The 15,033-nt window shown below is 62.9% G+C and carries 17 protein-coding genes and 1 pseudogene; 10 read left to right on the forward strand and 8 right to left on the reverse strand.

Features of this window, described 5'->3' with window-relative positions; genetic code table 11:
- Nucleotides 1-112: 112 nt before the first annotated feature.
- Nucleotides 113-595, reverse strand: coding sequence for an efflux RND transporter permease subunit (locus Thiowin_RS07360; RefSeq protein ID WP_328987098.1), 483 nt, complete (start codon nucleotides 593-595; stop codon nucleotides 113-115).
- A gap of 5 nt (nucleotides 596-600) precedes the next feature.
- Nucleotides 601-981, reverse strand: a complete 381-nt coding sequence (locus Thiowin_RS07365; protein WP_328987099.1) for an efflux RND transporter permease subunit — start codon at nucleotides 979-981, stop codon at nucleotides 601-603.
- A 505-nt stretch (nucleotides 982-1,486) separates the two neighbouring features.
- Between Thiowin_RS07365 and Thiowin_RS07370 the strand changes: the two genes are divergently transcribed.
- The 3 genes from Thiowin_RS07370 to Thiowin_RS07380 all read left to right on the forward strand — a co-directional run bounded on the left by Thiowin_RS07370 (nucleotide 1,487) and on the right by Thiowin_RS07380 (nucleotide 4,170).
- Nucleotides 1,487-3,385, forward strand: coding sequence for a transketolase (locus tag Thiowin_RS07370; RefSeq protein ID WP_328987100.1), 1,899 nt, complete (start codon nucleotides 1,487-1,489; stop codon nucleotides 3,383-3,385).
- Nucleotides 3,386-3,452: 67 nt separating this feature from the next.
- Entirely contained in the window at nucleotides 3,453-3,737 is a 285-nt protein-coding gene (locus Thiowin_RS07375) for a hypothetical protein (protein WP_328987102.1), read from the forward strand.
- Nucleotides 3,738-3,741: 4 nt separating this feature from the next.
- Nucleotides 3,742-4,170 carry a CBS domain-containing protein gene (locus Thiowin_RS07380; RefSeq protein ID WP_328987103.1) on the forward strand — a complete coding sequence of 143 codons (429 nt, stop codon included), beginning with the start codon at nucleotides 3,742-3,744 and terminating at the stop codon, nucleotides 4,168-4,170.
- A gap of 31 nt (nucleotides 4,171-4,201) precedes the next feature.
- Here the strand turns inward: Thiowin_RS07380 and Thiowin_RS07385 are convergent, their stop codons facing one another.
- Entirely contained in the window at nucleotides 4,202-4,345 is a 144-nt protein-coding gene (locus Thiowin_RS07385; RefSeq protein ID WP_328987104.1) for a DUF3096 domain-containing protein, read from the reverse strand.
- A gap of 515 nt (nucleotides 4,346-4,860) precedes the next feature.
- Between Thiowin_RS07385 and Thiowin_RS07390 the strand changes: the two genes are divergently transcribed.
- Complete coding sequence (locus Thiowin_RS07390; RefSeq protein ID WP_328987105.1) at nucleotides 4,861-5,160, forward strand: hypothetical protein; 300 nt, start codon at nucleotides 4,861-4,863, stop codon at nucleotides 5,158-5,160.
- Between the two features lie 834 nt (nucleotides 5,161-5,994).
- On the opposite strand, the gene Thiowin_RS07395 is transcribed toward Thiowin_RS07390, so the two are convergent.
- Nucleotides 5,995-6,438 carry a hypothetical protein gene (locus Thiowin_RS07395; RefSeq protein ID WP_328987106.1) on the reverse strand — a complete coding sequence of 148 codons (444 nt, stop codon included), beginning with the start codon at nucleotides 6,436-6,438 and terminating at the stop codon, nucleotides 5,995-5,997.
- A 285-nt stretch (nucleotides 6,439-6,723) separates the two neighbouring features.
- Between Thiowin_RS07395 and Thiowin_RS07400 the strand changes: the two genes are divergently transcribed.
- From Thiowin_RS07400 to Thiowin_RS07410, 4 genes and pseudogenes are all read left to right on the forward strand, one after another.
- Nucleotides 6,724-7,266 carry a hypothetical protein gene (locus Thiowin_RS07400; RefSeq protein ID WP_328987107.1) on the forward strand — a complete coding sequence of 181 codons (543 nt, stop codon included), beginning with the start codon at nucleotides 6,724-6,726 and terminating at the stop codon, nucleotides 7,264-7,266.
- Nucleotides 7,245-7,676, forward strand: a pseudogene (locus Thiowin_RS25215) (MGH1-like glycoside hydrolase domain-containing protein); the annotation flags it as partial. The gene Thiowin_RS07400 and the pseudogene Thiowin_RS25215, both read left to right, overlap by 22 nt.
- A 40-nt stretch (nucleotides 7,677-7,716) precedes the next feature.
- Nucleotides 7,717-8,094, forward strand: coding sequence for a hypothetical protein (locus Thiowin_RS07405; protein WP_328987108.1), 378 nt, complete (start codon nucleotides 7,717-7,719; stop codon nucleotides 8,092-8,094).
- Between the two features lie 37 nt (nucleotides 8,095-8,131).
- Nucleotides 8,132-9,364, forward strand: coding sequence for a glycosyltransferase (locus tag Thiowin_RS07410; RefSeq protein WP_328987109.1), 1,233 nt, complete (start codon nucleotides 8,132-8,134; stop codon nucleotides 9,362-9,364).
- 95 nt (nucleotides 9,365-9,459) lie between these two features.
- Here the strand turns inward: Thiowin_RS07410 and Thiowin_RS07415 are convergent, their stop codons facing one another.
- From Thiowin_RS07415 to Thiowin_RS07425, 3 genes are all read right to left on the reverse strand, one after another.
- Complete coding sequence (locus Thiowin_RS07415; RefSeq protein WP_328987110.1) at nucleotides 9,460-9,924, reverse strand: hypothetical protein; 465 nt, start codon at nucleotides 9,922-9,924, stop codon at nucleotides 9,460-9,462.
- A gap of 4 nt (nucleotides 9,925-9,928) precedes the next feature.
- Nucleotides 9,929-11,491 carry a BCCT family transporter gene (locus Thiowin_RS07420; RefSeq protein WP_328988024.1) on the reverse strand — a complete coding sequence of 521 codons (1,563 nt, stop codon included), beginning with the start codon at nucleotides 11,489-11,491 and terminating at the stop codon, nucleotides 9,929-9,931.
- 635 nt (nucleotides 11,492-12,126) lie between these two features.
- The gene (locus tag Thiowin_RS07425; RefSeq protein ID WP_328987111.1) at nucleotides 12,127-12,546 is read right to left on the reverse strand and encodes a hypothetical protein; all 420 of its coding nucleotides are present in this window, start codon (nucleotides 12,544-12,546) and stop codon (nucleotides 12,127-12,129) included.
- A 48-nt stretch (nucleotides 12,547-12,594) separates the two neighbouring features.
- Between Thiowin_RS07425 and Thiowin_RS07430 the strand changes: the two genes are divergently transcribed.
- Complete coding sequence (locus Thiowin_RS07430) at nucleotides 12,595-12,762, forward strand: hypothetical protein (RefSeq protein WP_328987112.1); 168 nt, start codon at nucleotides 12,595-12,597, stop codon at nucleotides 12,760-12,762.
- 116 nt (nucleotides 12,763-12,878) lie between these two features.
- Nucleotides 12,879-13,280 (forward strand): Zn-binding domain-containing protein, encoded by a 402-nt coding sequence (locus Thiowin_RS07435; protein WP_328987113.1) that lies wholly within the window; start codon nucleotides 12,879-12,881, stop codon nucleotides 13,278-13,280.
- A 62-nt stretch (nucleotides 13,281-13,342) separates the two neighbouring features.
- Here Thiowin_RS07435 and Thiowin_RS07440 read toward each other — a convergent pair whose 3' ends face one another.
- Nucleotides 13,343-14,914: an ATP-binding protein gene (locus tag Thiowin_RS07440; protein WP_328987114.1), complete on the reverse strand. Its 1,572-nt coding sequence runs from the start codon at nucleotides 14,912-14,914 to the stop codon at nucleotides 13,343-13,345.
- Between the last annotated feature and the right edge of the window lie 119 nt (nucleotides 14,915-15,033).

A 15,033-nucleotide genomic window follows, 5' to 3' on the forward strand; every position in this document is an offset into this window, starting at 1 on the left:
CTCAGGGTGCCAGCAGACCAAGCGCCCTGCTGATCGCTATCGCCAACTCGGCCAGCAAAGTCAGTATCAGCAAGGTCAGCAACAGCGCAGGTGCGCTCTCGGCAACATCCATTCAGCCTTTCTCCGCCACCTGCCGCTGCGCCGACAGCTCCCGTGCCAGCGCCGCACGCGGGCGGCTATGCCGGGCCAGTAGCCGGTAGAGCACCGGCACAAGAAAGAGCGTCAGCAGCGTCGAGGCCAGAATTCCGCCGAGAATGGTCAGGCCGATGATGCGTCGACTTTCGGCCCACGGGCCGACCGCCAAGGCCAAGGGCAGGGCGCCGAACAGGGTCGTGATCGAGGTCATCAAAATTGGCCGAAAGCGCACTCGCGCGGCCTGCGTCAGCGCATCTTCCAGTGATTCGCCGCGATCGCGCAGCTGATTGACGAACTCGACCAGCAGGATGGCATTCTTCGCCATCAGCCCGATGGCCAGGATAAAGCCGATCTGGGCATGGAGGTTGATCGACCCGCCCCCGAGCCAGAGCGCGACTAGGGCGCCGAGCAGGGCCAGGGTACCCCGGCCAGCAACTCCAGCGGTTGCCGTCGTCGGCACGCACTTCAACCCGATCCAGGTCCTTCGGCACCGCGCGGTCCGCCGCGCGCGCCCGCACGGACCATGACCTCATAGGTCTCGGCATCGATGGCAAAATCCGTGATGTCCTCGCCGCCCATCAAAATTTGCAGGCTGCGCCCGATGTCGGCCGGCGACACCCCCAGCGCAGCCGTGCGTTCATGGTCGAAGCGGATGCGCAGCTGTGGGTTGGTTGGCTGATAATCCAGGCGCGCCTGGGCGATCCCGGGCATCTTCCGTGCATCGGCCAGTACCTGCTGGGCCAGCCCATGGATCTCGGCGAGATCAGCGCCGGTCAGCGCCATTTGGATCGGTTGCTCAAAGGTCGAGCGCGAGGTCGAGCGGGTCGAGTCACTGATTAGAACCAATCACCGCCTGTGAACTCAGTGGTAAGCCGCTGATCGTCTTCCGACGCAGACACCTGAGAAAAACAAAATGAAAGACAATGTTTTTCCGTCAGGATTGAACATGGAAAGAGTAAAAAATGTCCTGTTACTCGCCACAACGCCAGAAAACGGTGATGGCACGAGACTCGCAGGGTTGTGTCGTGTCGCCATCGTGGGGGCTTTGACCCAATACCGGTTCAAATGGACCGGCTACCCGCGTCCCGTTGCGCCCCTGGTTGCGCCCCTGGTTGCGCCCCAGCTAAGGTCAAGGCGCACCCAAGACCTTTGAAGATGGCGCGGTTCCGAACCCACGTCCGCTGCTGGCGCGGTTTCACGGACTTGCACATCCCATCCAATTCCGAGCTGGTACTGCGATTGCTTAATCGTGGAGTGAAGGCGGTCGCAAAGGCGCTTGCTGCCGCGCGAAGTCGTGCACTGGCAACGCCTCAAATTCGCCATCCAGCATCAGTCAAAAGACGGAGGAGTCATGACAGCCCACCACGCTTCCAAGGATCCGGGTCCGCACCCTGCGCAGGTGAGCGCGTCCGCCCGGGTCGATGCGGTCGTCGATCCGGCGCTTCCCGCCACTGCCGCGCGCCTGCGCGCCCATGTCCTGCGCATGACTACCAGGGTCGGGTCCGGCCATCCCACCTCCGCGCTCTCGGCGGCGGAATTGGTCAGTGCGCTTTTTTTCCAGCAGATGCGCTGGGATCCCAGTGAACCCGGTGGACGGGATCAGGACCGTTTTCTGCTCTCCAAGGGGAATGCGACACCCATCTTCTGGGCCGCCTTGCACGAAGCCGGCGCCCTTGATGAAGCCCCCGAGATCCTGTGTCAACTCGACAGCACACTCGAAGGCCATCTCTCGCCGCGCAATCCCTGGGTGCCCGCTCTGACGGGATCCCTCGGCCAGGGGCTGTCCATCGTCAATGGCATGGCCCTGGCCAACCGCTTCGACGGCATCGACGCCCGGCTCTATTGTCTGCTGAGCGATGGCGAATGCAGCGAAGGCGCGGTGTGGGAAAGCGCCCAGTTTGCCGCCGCCCAAAACCTGGGCGCCATCACCGCCCTGGTCGATGCCAATGGGCTGCAACAGAGTGGACCCGCCCCGACCGCGACCCAACCGGAGCGCCTGGCCGAGCGGTTTCGTGCCTTCGGCTGGTCAGCCGAGGTCATCGATGGTCATGACCTTCACGCCATTGTGCGGGCCTTGCGTCCGCTCGATAACGCCCAGCCACGGGCCTTGATCGCCCGCACCGTCAAAGGTCAGGGGGTGTCTTTTCTGGCTGGTGCCGATGGTTGGCACGGCAAGGCGCTGTCGGCCGAGGAATGCGAGGCCGCGCTGGCCGAAATCCAAGCGCCTGCCCAGGGGGTTCATATCACACCGCGGCGGGTGCCGGTGTCGCCACCGCCCGCGGTGGCCCCGGCCACGACGAACCCGCCCACGCCGCCCGATCAGCGCGGTGAGTTGACAGCGACGCGCAGCGGATTCGGCACCGCCTTGGCGCGCGCTGGTGCGCGGTGCAAGGACCTGATTGTGCTGGATGGCGACGTGCGCCATTCGACCAAGACAAACGATTTCGCCGCACAGCATCCGGAGCGGTTCATCGAGGCGGGGATTGCCGAACAGAACATGATCGGGACCGCCCTGGGCCTGGCTGTTAGCGGCAAACGACCCTGCGTGTCGAGCTTCGCCGCCTTTCTCAGCCGCGGCTATGACTTCCTGCGCATGGCCGCGAATTCACGCCCGCCGCATCTGCTGGTGGTCGGCAGCCATGCCGGGGTGAGCGTCGGCAAGGATAGGCCCTCGCAAATTGGTCTGGAGGACATCGCCATGTTTCGCGCGCTCGACGGCGCCACCCTTCTCTACCCAAGTGATGCCGTTAGCGCCGAACGGCTGACCGAACAAGCTCTGGAGCAACCCGGTCTGACCTATCTGCGCACCACCCGCGTCAAGACCCCGGTGCTCTATGGCCCCGGGGAGCCCTTTCCCATCGGTGGCAGCAAGACCTTGATCGCCTCCGAGCAGGACCGCCTGACCCTGGTGGCCGCTGGCGTGGCCGTCTCCGAAGCCCTGGATGCGTATGTGCAGCTGCTGGAGAGCGGGGTGCCCACCCGAGTAATCGATGCCTATTCGATCGAGCCCTTGGACGTGGAGACCCTGCTGCGTGCCGGGCGCGAGACCGCTGGGTTGCTGGTGGTGGAAGACCATCATCTCAATGGTGGACTCGGCGATGCCGTGGCCGCGCGGGTCGGGCGCCAGACGCGGGTGTTTCGGCTCGGTGTGACCGGCGAACCGCACTATGGCACCCCAGCACAGTTGCGCCGCCGTCAACGCTTGTCGAATAAAGCGATTGAACAGGCCGCGCTCGCGATGGCGGCCTGATGGTGGCGGCCTCGACATCGGATCGGATCGGATCAGATCACAACGCAACGGAGAACCTATGACGGCGATGAACGCTAAACAACCCCGAAATGCCACCGCACCCATGCCCTGCCCGGATCCTGCCGTGCTGCTGGCTCGGCAGGACTTGAGCCAGGACGAGAAAATCGGTCATCTGCATCAATGGGAGCTCGATCTGCGCGAAAAACTGGTGGCCGATGAAGAAGCCATGACCAGTGACCTGGCGGCGGACGACCCCTGCCAGGCCAGCGAGCAGCTCGCCGCCGTGCTGCAGGCGCTTGAGCGCCTCGGCTCAGGCGCCAAAGCGCATCCGACACCAACCAAACAGGGGTGAGGCTATGAGCTTGATTGAAGTCCTGCGCTCGGATGTGGCGCCGGTCGCGGCCGATGCGCCCTTGCTCGATGGCGCGCGCGCGCTGGACCAGGGCGCCACGACCTTGGTACCGGTCACCGATGGCGGCCAGCTGGTCGGCATGCTGAGCGCGCGCGACATTGTCATCAAGGCCCTGGTGACCGGGCGTGATCCCGCCCGGCTGACCGTGGCGGATGTGATGAGCCGCCCGCACCGCTGCGCACCACAGACGCCGGTCGATCAGGTCGCCGAACACTTGGCCGACAGCGATCAGCCGGGCTTGGTGGTCCAAGACCCGACCGATGCCAGCATCCTCGGCGTGGTGGAGATCGCGGCACTGTTGCGCCGACCCGCTCAACAAGCCCATGGGCCGGAGCCCGACTACGTCAAACGGGTACGGGGCGCGGGAGTCTGATCGACCGGACAGAGGGGCATTGGGCTCCCGTTCAGAGTCCAGACAGCCCAAGCAAGCCAAGGACACCGACGGCGATCAGATAAATCGCAACGATGAAATTGAGCAACGCGGGCCGGACCAGAATCAGGATGCCGGCGATCAGGGCGATCAGGGGTTGGATGATGGGATGCAACATTGGTGTTTCTCCTGATGTGAGCAGTCTTTTGCAAGAAGTGCGGCAGCTATTTGGGTAGACCCGGGTTGGACGGTCATCCGCTGCAAGAGTGCCGCGACTCTCGACTCTCGGCGAAGCAATACGGATGCCAGCTCCATGAGCCTGATTCGCCTCGCTGGGTTCGGTCTAGCTCAGATTGTAGTTTCTTAAGCCGTCGAGGAACCGCCGGTCCGCGGCGCGATCCATCCCAGGAATCCTAGGGTGAACAACCACAGGCTTGGCCCCGGTGTATTTGGCCCGGCTTATGGCTCAATTCCACCGATGTGAGTCGAGAGATGCTCCAAGTCTCGCCATCTGTAAGGATTCAGATCCGTGGCGAGCATTGGTTTCTTGAAAAACCTTGTGCTCCCGCCCTCTGTCCGAGTTCCCGCCGTCGAATGGTTTTAGGACCAACGATTCGATGTCCGCTGTTGTCAGTCTGGCACGCTCTCTGCTTTCCCTGTTCTTGCCAATCAATTAGCACGAGGGCTTAACATATGAAAAAAAGATGCGCACTTGCCACAACATTTTTTGCAACCTTGCTGTTTGTATCGGGTGCTATGGCTCAGGAGGTCTACAAAGGGCTTGCCGAGGAAAACCCCGATCTAACCGGAAACCCGTTACCGGCGACTCCCCAGGAGACGGAGCAGGAAACGGGTTCGAAGGCCAAGGTCTATAAAGGTCTCGCCGATGAAAATCCGGACTTGGTCGACCAAGGCGAGACGGATAAGGCTCCGACTGAAAAGAACCCCGAGATCTATGAGGAAGCGAAGCCCAATCCAGATCTGACCTATTGATCGAACGACTAGCGATGATCGCCTCATCGCTAGGGATCAGGGGCGGCATTTCGATCTGGGGGACATGATTGAAGGATGCAGGGCGCTCCCGCTTGATGAGTTTTCTCATCGGCGGGGCGTCTCTGATCCTTGGCACGCGTGATGACCAGTTCCCTAGCAGAACGCGGATTCGTATAGCCTTACTTCTTCCCTGCAATCGGTAAACATGGGGTATAGGATAAACTAGTTGCAACTCATTGCGGCGGTTTCTCCCGTCTTAACTGTTGCGCTGCTGTTACCCCGCACTAGCTCCACGAAAAGTCGCCGATGGAAGGCCGCTCAACGCGCAGGGTCTGCTCGTGGAGCAGAACCATGCGGGTGGCTGTTTGCCCTGAAATCCGCAATCGTTCGGGGCCGAACTTAGGGCCACGGAAGCGATGGACTTTTTGCGGCCGAGACCATACACCAGATTGCAGGAAAATGGTGGTTTGTTCAGCGTTTCCGCAGTGGTTCAAATGACTTGGACGGTCGATCAAATTTGGTCATTATTGTCATGGAGTTTCCCATGGATACCGCACGACTGCTGTGTTTTTGTTACCCATGGATGATCCCTGGCAAATACTTGCCGCCGGCCTGGAAGCTGTTGAGCCCGGCTTCGCACTCACGCGGGAGCAGCCCGAGGATCAAATGCGCACCGACATTGCGCCATGATCTTGCTCGACACCAATATTTGCATCTATATGCGATCTTGGTGTTTGACTCAATCTGTGTTCTGGGGTGCTGCCAGGCATGGGCTTGCGCGCGGGGTTGGCTGGGCCGTGCCGCCGTCGTTCGGCGGCGACCACTTTTGTTGGATTATTCGTCGCGATGCCAAGTGTTGAACACGAGGGTGCGCGAGCCCTGTTCCGGGATGGAGACGGGACGCTCGAAGCTGCGTTCATCGACACTGGCCATCACCCGATACTCCCCGGCGGGCAAGTTCGCCAGGAACCAGGGCCCTGGCGACGGCGCCGAAAGCACCGGATCGCCGCGCCTATCCATGATGGTCACAGCCACATCGCCCAGGTAGTGCCCATCGACGCGGGCAAACTCCAGTTTTAGGTTGTAGTCCTGACCGAAATGTTTGCTGAGCTGCTCCCGCTCATGGGTGCCAATGCCGCCGCTCACCCAGGCATGCCCCTGGTATTGCCCTTGGGTGAAATAGTTCGGATCGAACTGAGGAACTGAGGTGGCCGTGGCCAAGTGGGGCAAGCTGATCAGAGTTGCGATGGCGAGGATTTGCTGTTTGCGCCTTGTCATAATGATCTCCTGATAGTGATCTACTGTAGCGATCTCCCGCGCAGCGTTGCGAGATGGAATGCTTCGCGCTCGGTAGCCTGAAGGTCGGGGACTCGATTCAGTCGAACGCCTTTGACGACAGTGCTAGCATGAGCTGTGCCAGTTTTGAGATCCCGAGAAGGTTAAGTCCATCGCGGTTGTCAGTCAGCGCCTGGTTCAAAACCACCCTCTGCCGGGGCCAATCCGGTGGCACGGCGGTTGCAGCCGACGCGGGGAGATCCCAACGCCTTTCCCGCCGGAGTCCGCATGCCCAACCGAACTTCTCCACGCGCGCCGATCCAGGATCGAATCCCTCATCTGCGTGCCCACACCAGCGCTGTGGCGCTCTATGGCGGACGCGGCTGGCGGGCGTTGCGCTATGGGCTGAATCTGATGGTGTTCTCGCGCATCCTGACCGGCCGGGCCGGTCTGACCCCGATCGAATTGCCGCCGGCGGTCGTGCGGAAAAAAGGCGTGCAAGAAGCCCCACCGCGCCCACGTGTGCTCGATGCTGGGCGTGACGGCGTGCTGAGGGACTTCGCGGCCGGCTTCGCCGAGGTCCATGCGCTGCTGTTCGCCAACCTGCAGACCGCCGGGCTGCTTTCGCCCCATCGCTCGGCGCGCCCTGGCCCGGCGTTTCAAGGCATTTACCTCTGGGACTCGGCCTTTATCGCGCCCATCTGGCAGCACTTGGATTCTGACGTCGCCGCCGAGGTGCTGGCCTCGGTGCTCGCGGTGCTCGCGGTGCGCGAGGGACGCTGGCGGCGCCGGACTTCAGCACCTATGTGGTGTTACAACTCGAGGCCTTGAGCGCCATGGCACAACGCCTGGGGAAGGCTGCGGAGGCCGAGCGGCATGCCGAGCAGGCAGAGACTCTGCGCGCCCGGATCAATCGCCTGCTTTGGGACGAGACCGACGGGCTCTACTATGACCGCGATGCCGCCGGTCAACCGCTGCGGGTAGCGACCATCGCCTCGCTCCTGCCGCTGTGGGCCGGGGTTCCCGATGCCAAACAGGCGCGGCGGCTGGTTGCGCGCATCACCGCACCGGCGCACTTTGGTACCCCAATACCCTTGCCCTCGGTGGATCGCGCTGACGCCCGCTTCGAGAAAGACATGTGGCGCGGGCCGGTGTGGCTAAACACCGCCTACGCGGTCATCCAGGGCCTGTTGCGCCATGGCTATACGCGCGCGGCCGGCGAGCTGGCGCTGCGCTTGTGCGCCGGCGTCTATCGGGTGTTCGACCACGAGCGGCAGATCTATGAGTTCTACGATCCCGAGCTGCCCCACACGCGCGCTGCGGCGCAAACGCGGCAACTGGTGGAAGACCCTGACCCTGGGCGCCGGGCCGCAGCGCGACTTCGTCGGCTGGTCCGGGCTGGTCAATCCATTGCTGATCGAGGTGCTGCTCGGGCTCGAAGAGCGCGACGGGGCGCCGCGCCCGCGCCCGCGCCTGCCGGCGCGCTGCCTCGGTGTGCGCGTCGAGCTTTCGTGGCCGCGTCTGGGCGGCACCCCGCGGTTGGTCATGCCGGAAGCCGACCGCATCGAAGGCGTGTGGCGCGACGGTCGCGGCGAGCGGCCCTTTCGCACCGGCTTCGATCAGTCCGTGACGCCGCGCCCGGCTGCCGCGGGCACCTGAGCGCGCCCGCATCTTTCCCACTCGCGAGAATTCCCCCATGCGCTATTGCGATCTCACCTTTGCCTACACCGACACCAGCGGCGGCATTCGCACCTACATCGATCACAAGCGCCGTTTCATAGCCGAGCACACCACCGACGAGCATGTGTTGATCGTCCCTGGCGAGCGCGACCTCGTCCAACGCGATGGGCGTCTGACCCAGGTTGAGATCAAGAGCCCGGTGATTCCCGGCGCCGCGCCCTACCGCATCTTTCCCGGCCCCGGCCCGGTGCACCAAGCCCTGGTCGAGCAGACGCCTGATCTGATCGAGCTGGGAAGCGTGTTCGTCGCTCCCTGGGCGGCCTTTCGTTATCGCGCGGAGTGCCAGGAGTCTGGCCGCCGCTGCCCGGTGACCGCTTACTTTCATACCGACATCGCCCACACCTACGTCGGTGCGCCGCTGCGCCGCTGGCTGGCGGGGGAACTGGCCGGGTTCAGTGAGCTGCTCGCGCATTGGGGCGAGCGGGTCGGCGATTGGGCGGAGGAGGGCGCTGAGAGCGCCTTCGGCTCCGTGTTTCGCCGCTGTGACCTCACCCTGGCGGCCACGCCCGCGCAGGCCGCGCGTCTGAGCCGCTATGGGGTGCGCGACACCGCGATTATCCCCTTGGGCGTCGATCTGAATCACTATGGCCCGCACCGGCGCGACCCGGCCTGGCGCCGAGCGCTGGGTGTCGCCGAGGATGAGTGGCTGTTGCTCTACTGCGGGCGCCTCGACAGCGAAAAGGCCGTGAAGGTGCTGGTCGATGCCTTCATCTGCTTGCCCGAGTCGCCGCGCTTTCACCTGGCACTGATGGGCGAGGGGCCTTTGCGTGAGCAACTCGAAGCCGAGGCCGATGCCAGGGAACGCCTGCATGTGCTGCCCTATGAACGCGACCCTGGGCGCTATGCCGAACGCCTGGCTTCGGCGGACATCTATGTGACCGCCGGGCCTTATGAGACCTTCGGCCTGGCCGTGGTGGAGGCCGAGGCCTCCGGGCTGCCGGTGGTCGGCGTCGATGCCGGCGCGCTGCGCGAGCGTGTCCAACCGGCCTGGGGCCGGTTGGGTCCGGTGGGCGATGCGCGGAGCATGGCCAAGAACATCCTCGCGGTGGCGCGCGAGCGCGATCGCCTGGGCGCCGTCGCCCGGGACCATGTGCTGGAAGCCGGCCATGACTGGTCCGATAGCTTCAGCAAGCTGTTTGGGCACTCTGCCAGATTGTTGAAAAGCGAGCCTCGCGGGACGGGTGCATAAGCACCAGCGGTGGTCCATTTAAACCAGTCACGTCCGATCAAACAGCGCTCGGGTGTCTTGCTCCTGTCGATCCTCAACCTCCTCCTGCCGTGCCCTCAGGCTCGCGGCAGACGCCTTTCAGCGGAACTACTCAAGCGCAGATACAGGGCCAAGGCTGCCACCATGGCAGCCGCGGTGGCCAGCAGGATGGACGGATAGATCAGCAGACGCAGACCACCATTCGCGGCGCCCAGTATGAACACCAAGGCTTCCAGACTCACCGCGATCACAATGATGACCAGAAACTTGGTCAGGGTCTCGCGTGCCTCCGTGGCCGAGCGCAGTTCACGGTTGCGCAGGACTTCCTCTTCCATCAGATACTTCCCGACATCGAACACCGCGAGCGCGACCACCACCAGGCCGATGCCATCGAGCATCGATGGCTTGAGGCTGCTACCGGTCCGCAGTGCTTCCCAGACATCCACCACGGCCACCGCGATCAAGGCCAGGCTGATACTGGTCAGTACCAGACTGGAAAAAGCATAGAGCACCCGCGAGAGAATCAGATAGGCCCTGTGCATGGTATTAGTGTCCGCGCAGCGCTGACTTGCTCGGAATCCCGCGTGCGGTCTCGTCCGCCTGCAGAGCACGCAATAGCCCCCAGGCCGTGATCAACAGCAGCACTGTCATCGGCAGCCCCGAGGTCAAAGATGCGGTGCGCAGCGCCTGCAGACCGCCCGAGAGTAATAGGGTTGCCGCCACCAGCCCCTCGGCAACCGCCCAAAATACCCGCTGCGCGCGTGGCGGATGCGGATCGCCGCCGGAGGTGACCATGTCATCCACCAGCGAGCCCGAATCCGAGGAGGTGACAAAGAACACTACCACCATCAGGGTGGCCAGCAGCGAGGTGATGGCGCTCAAGGGCAGGGTGCCGAGCAAGGCGTGCAGCCCGGCGGCGGCATCCTCCACCACCACCCCGGCGAGTTCGGCACCGCCCTGTACCTGCTGATAAAGCGCCGTGCCGCCAAAGACCGCGAACCACAGAAAGGTTACAGCCACAGGCGCCAGAAGAACCGACAGAATAAACTCCCCGATGGTGCGCCCGCGCGAGATGCGCGCCACGAACACCCCGACGAAGGGTGACCAGGAAATCCACCAGCTCCAGTAAAACAGCGTCCAGTCCGCCTGCCAGCGGTTGTTGGGGTCGGTGTCCGGGCGCAGCTCCAGCCACAGGCTGGCGTCGATTAACTCCTGCAGGTAGGCGCCGGTCGAGGAAATCAGCAGCTTGATTTGAAAAACTGTCGGGCCGAATACCAACACAAAGCCCATCAGCAAGCCGGCCAAGGCCAGGTTGACCGTCGATAGCCAGCGAATGCCATGCCTCACGCCACTCACCACCGAGACGGTGGCGATGGCAGTGATGAGCGCGATCAGGCCCACCTGGGTGGCCGTGCTCTGGCCAATGCCGGCGGTCTGCTCCAAGCCGGCGTTGATCTGCATGGCACCCAGCCCGAGCGAGGTCGCCACGCCAAACAGCGTGCCCACCGTGGCGAGAATGTCCACCCCATGCCCGATGGGGCCGTGAATGCGCTCGCCAATCATTGGGTAGAGCAGGGAACGCGGCGCCAGTGGCAGGTCGTGACGAAAATGAAAATAGGCCAGGGACAGCCCGAAGACGATGTAAATCGCCCAGGGATGCAGCCCCCAGTGGAAATAGGTCAGGCGCATCGCCTCGCGCAGCGCGCCTTCCGCCGGGTCGGGCGCAAACGGCGGCTGACTCCAGTGGGTCAGCGGCTCGGCCACGCCCCAGAATACCAGCCCGGTACCCATGCCGGCGCTGAACAACATGGCGAACCAGGCCAGGTAGCCAAACTCCGGCTCGGCCTGGTCGCCGCCCAGGCGGATGTGGCGATAGGGACTGATCAAGAGCCCCAGCACAAAGACCAACAACCCCGAGGCACCGAGAATATAGAGCCAGCCAAAGTTGGCAATGATCCCGCGCTGAAGGGTGCCGAAGACGTTTTGCGCCGCCTCCGGCCAGCCCGTGCCAAAGCTGACAAAGCACAACACCAGTGCCGCCGAGCCGAGGAAGACGATCGGCTGCATGTGCGCGAGCAGGCGCGAGACGATATCCGAGAGAGCATGCATGTGAAAATCCCCAGCACGGCGACCGGCGGTTGAGCAGTCCATGCGGAGGATCAAGCAAACATTGCGCCAGGAGGCGCAAGTTTGAAGTGTGAAGGGGAAGTTTGAAGGGGGAAGCGCACACCGCCTTTCCAACGACCAAAGTCACAGGTCATGGGCCACTGCCAGACCCGATGGCGCTGGATGGTGCAATTGCCCCGGCGGAGGCGCAAATGCCCCGGGCACTTTCCAGTACGAATGGAATCTGCACTGCGGAGCCGTGCGACCTGTGCCGCGTCCTTGCACGCGGATTCTCTTGGATTCTGATCAAACTCCTGACCTTTGTGGGGGCTCGATCCCCTGGGACCTTGGGCAGTGAAATGCTGACATTGCAGGGCAGCCCGTGGCATTGCGGCCGCGCGGTCGCAGCAAGAGCGTCCAGTGCCGCCCGTCATGCGGCCCCGAATTTGCTGCACTTGGGTCAGACTGACCTGAACCCAACCCGAGGGAGAAGCCCGATGCCTGTATTGCGCCACCTGAATGCCGAAGACTTCGACGCCCGCGGCTTCGTCCGCGTCCCTGAGCGCTGGAATGCGCAGCTTGCGGCGTGGCGCTGAGCGAACTTTCGGCACGGTGCCACCCCCTTGCCTTGAAACCATTTAAATCAAGCCGAATGACGCATCAATGATCGTAATACCTTCGTCAGTGAATCCACACGTGCCGATCCAGCGGCAGGATTGCGCCAGCTGGAGCTTTGGATCAAGCGTTACAAACTCCATGGCTTTGTGAGCTTGACGCTGCAGGGGGATCAACTCCACTTCAGCATCGATCAAGAGCAATTGGCGCAAGCCGCGCTGTTGGATGGTTGCTATGTCTTGGAAACCACCGTGCCGGTCGCTGTCATGGATGGCCAGACGGTCGATGAGCGCTATCGCGACTTGCAACAAGTCGAACGCAATTTTAGAACCAAGAAAACGGATTTCCTGGAGATCCGTCCGATTTTTCTCCGCAATGGCTAGCGCACCAAAGCCCATGTCTTCGTGGCCATGCTGGCACTGATAATCACCCGCCTGTTTCAATCCCTATTACATCGGGCCTTTGGCACCACCGATGAGGATCCCCATGCCATGACAGTCGATGATGCGTTAGCGGCACTCAATCGATTGACCTATTTGATCCACGAGGTCAAAGGCCACCGTTACGCGCGTCTCATTCAACCCGATGAGGAGCAATGCAATCTCCTCGACGCACTCGGCCTGCGCTTCCCCCGCCAAACCGCCAAAGCGCTGCAGTAACACCGCCACCACGGCGATGTAGTCAGTAAGCTCATCCGCGGGTTAGGCTTTTTTATTCATTTTTATCAACAGCTTATTCGGTAATTTTGCAGCGTACACGGCGGAAGATCCGCCTGATGCGCCAGATCGTCTTGGACAGCGGCTACACCGCCGCCAGCGTGCGCGAACGGCTTTATGCGCGCCGCCCCGACGAGGAGGGCGGCCCCATGGCTGGCCTGCTGCTCTATACCGCAGCTCCCGATAGCGAAGGCACCCTCGGCGGGCTGGTGGAACTCGGCGAACCCCTGACCCTCGGACGCCATCTCTCCCAGGCGCTGGAGAGCATGCGCCTGTGTGCATCCGACCCACTCTGCGCCGAGCATCGACCGGATCTAATGGGACGCACCATTCAGGGCGCGTGTTGCCATGCTTGCCTGTTTGCGCCAGAAACTTCCTGCGAGCGCGGTAACCGCTACCTAGATCGCTCCGTGCTGGTCAACATCTTTTCAGCGCAGGGAACCGCGTTTTTCGACGAATGAATCAGAACCGCCGATGGCGATGATGGCGGCGGCCTGAATCCCGCTCGCGCGGTGCGATAGCATTAAGCCCTGACCAGCCGCACCGCGCGCCCGCTCGGGGTCTGGGTGTCCTCGCTGTGCAGGCGCTCGGCCAGCGGCGGGATGCCGGGCCGGCGGTCGAAGATCACCAGCCAGCCGCTGTCCAGCCCCAAGCCGGCCAGATACTCATCGATCTGCGTGAGTCCCTCGGTGAGCGGATCGGCGGCGCCGGGGCGCCAGACTTTCAGCTCCATGCCCAGGGTCAGGTGTCCATATCTCAGGCACAGATCCATGCGCCCACGCCCGATGGCGTATTCCCGCTCCAGGCTGCCGCCGCCGTTGACCACCCGCTGCAAAAAGGCCATCAGCACTAGGTGGGGCGCGATTTCATGATAGGGCGCGCTGCCGAGCAGCGCCTCGCCATGTTGACGCCAGAAGGCAATGAACGCAGCGAACAGCGCCTCGGGGTCGAGTGCGCCCGTCGCGGTCAGCCAGGTGGGGCGGATCTGCGGCAACGAGGCCTCTGGCGTGAAGGCCAACATGCGCGGCAGCACTTCGCGATAGATGGGGTTTGCGACGGCGATGCTGCCGTTCACGCGCCGCAACAGGCCGAGATCGGTCAGGTATTCGATACTCTCCACCGGTACTTCATCCAGGGACATGCCAGCCATCATCGGCTCGATGATGCGCCGCACCCGAGGTTCGCGCAGCTTATCGGCAAGCTGGTCGAGATGGGTAACCCGGCGCAGGATCAAATTTTCCTTGGCCTGGTCGATCAGATCGACATCAATGGGGTGGCTAAGATTACGCCCGGTGGGAATCCGAAAACAACTCTCGTAGGCCAGGGCGTTGACCAGCCAGGGTTGCCCCTGAGTGAGCGTCCAGACCCGCGCCAGCGCCTCGGGGGTGAAAACCTGCCCGGTTTCTCGGGTGTGCTCGGAGAGTAGCGCATTGACTTCGTCGACATTGAAATCGCCCAGGCGCAGGGATTCGGCCTTGATGTTAAAGGCGCTGCCGCCGGTGATGGCTTCCTCCTCGGAGCTGGCGTGGATGCGATAGTCGCGCAGGTCGCGCACGCCGCACAGCACGATGGTATTGGGAAAGGAGCGCGGTCGTTGGCGATAGCCGCCGCGCACTTGGCGCAGCAGCGAGATCAGGGTGTCGCCGACCAGGGCATCGACCTCGTCGAGAAAGAGCACCAGCGGGCGGTCGCTGCGTTCGCACCATTGGGTGAGAAATTCGCGCAGGGCACGGGTGGGAGCATTGCGCGCCAGTATCTCGTCGGCGAGTGCGTACAGGCCGGTGTCGCCGTGTTCTAAACGCGCTTCGGCGGCGATGGTCTGCACAATGTCGGTCATGGCGAGTTCAATATTCTCGCGCGCCGCCTGGGCGGTTTCGAGATTGGCATAGACCGCCAGATAGTGTCCCTCGCGGTTGAGCCGTTCCATCAACGCCAGCAAACAGGAGGTCTTGCCGGTCTGGCGCGGGGCGTGGAGCAGGAAATATTTTTGCTGCGCGATCATCCGCAGCACTTCGTCTAAGTCCCAGCGCCCGAGTGGTGGCAGCACATAGTGCATCTCGGAGCGTACTGGGCCCTCGGTGTTGAAGAATTTCATGCGGGTGTCTCTCGGCGGTGAGGGGGGCTTGGCGCCTTAGATTCATGCATTAAAGCACTGACGGCATGAAAAGGTGGATTTGTCGCGGGATTAAACAATAAGATTCAAGTGATAAAGCG

It is taken from the genome of Thiorhodovibrio winogradskyi (genome assembly GCF_036208045.1).
Classification (GTDB): Bacteria; Pseudomonadota; Gammaproteobacteria; order Chromatiales; family Chromatiaceae; genus Thiorhodovibrio; species Thiorhodovibrio winogradskyi.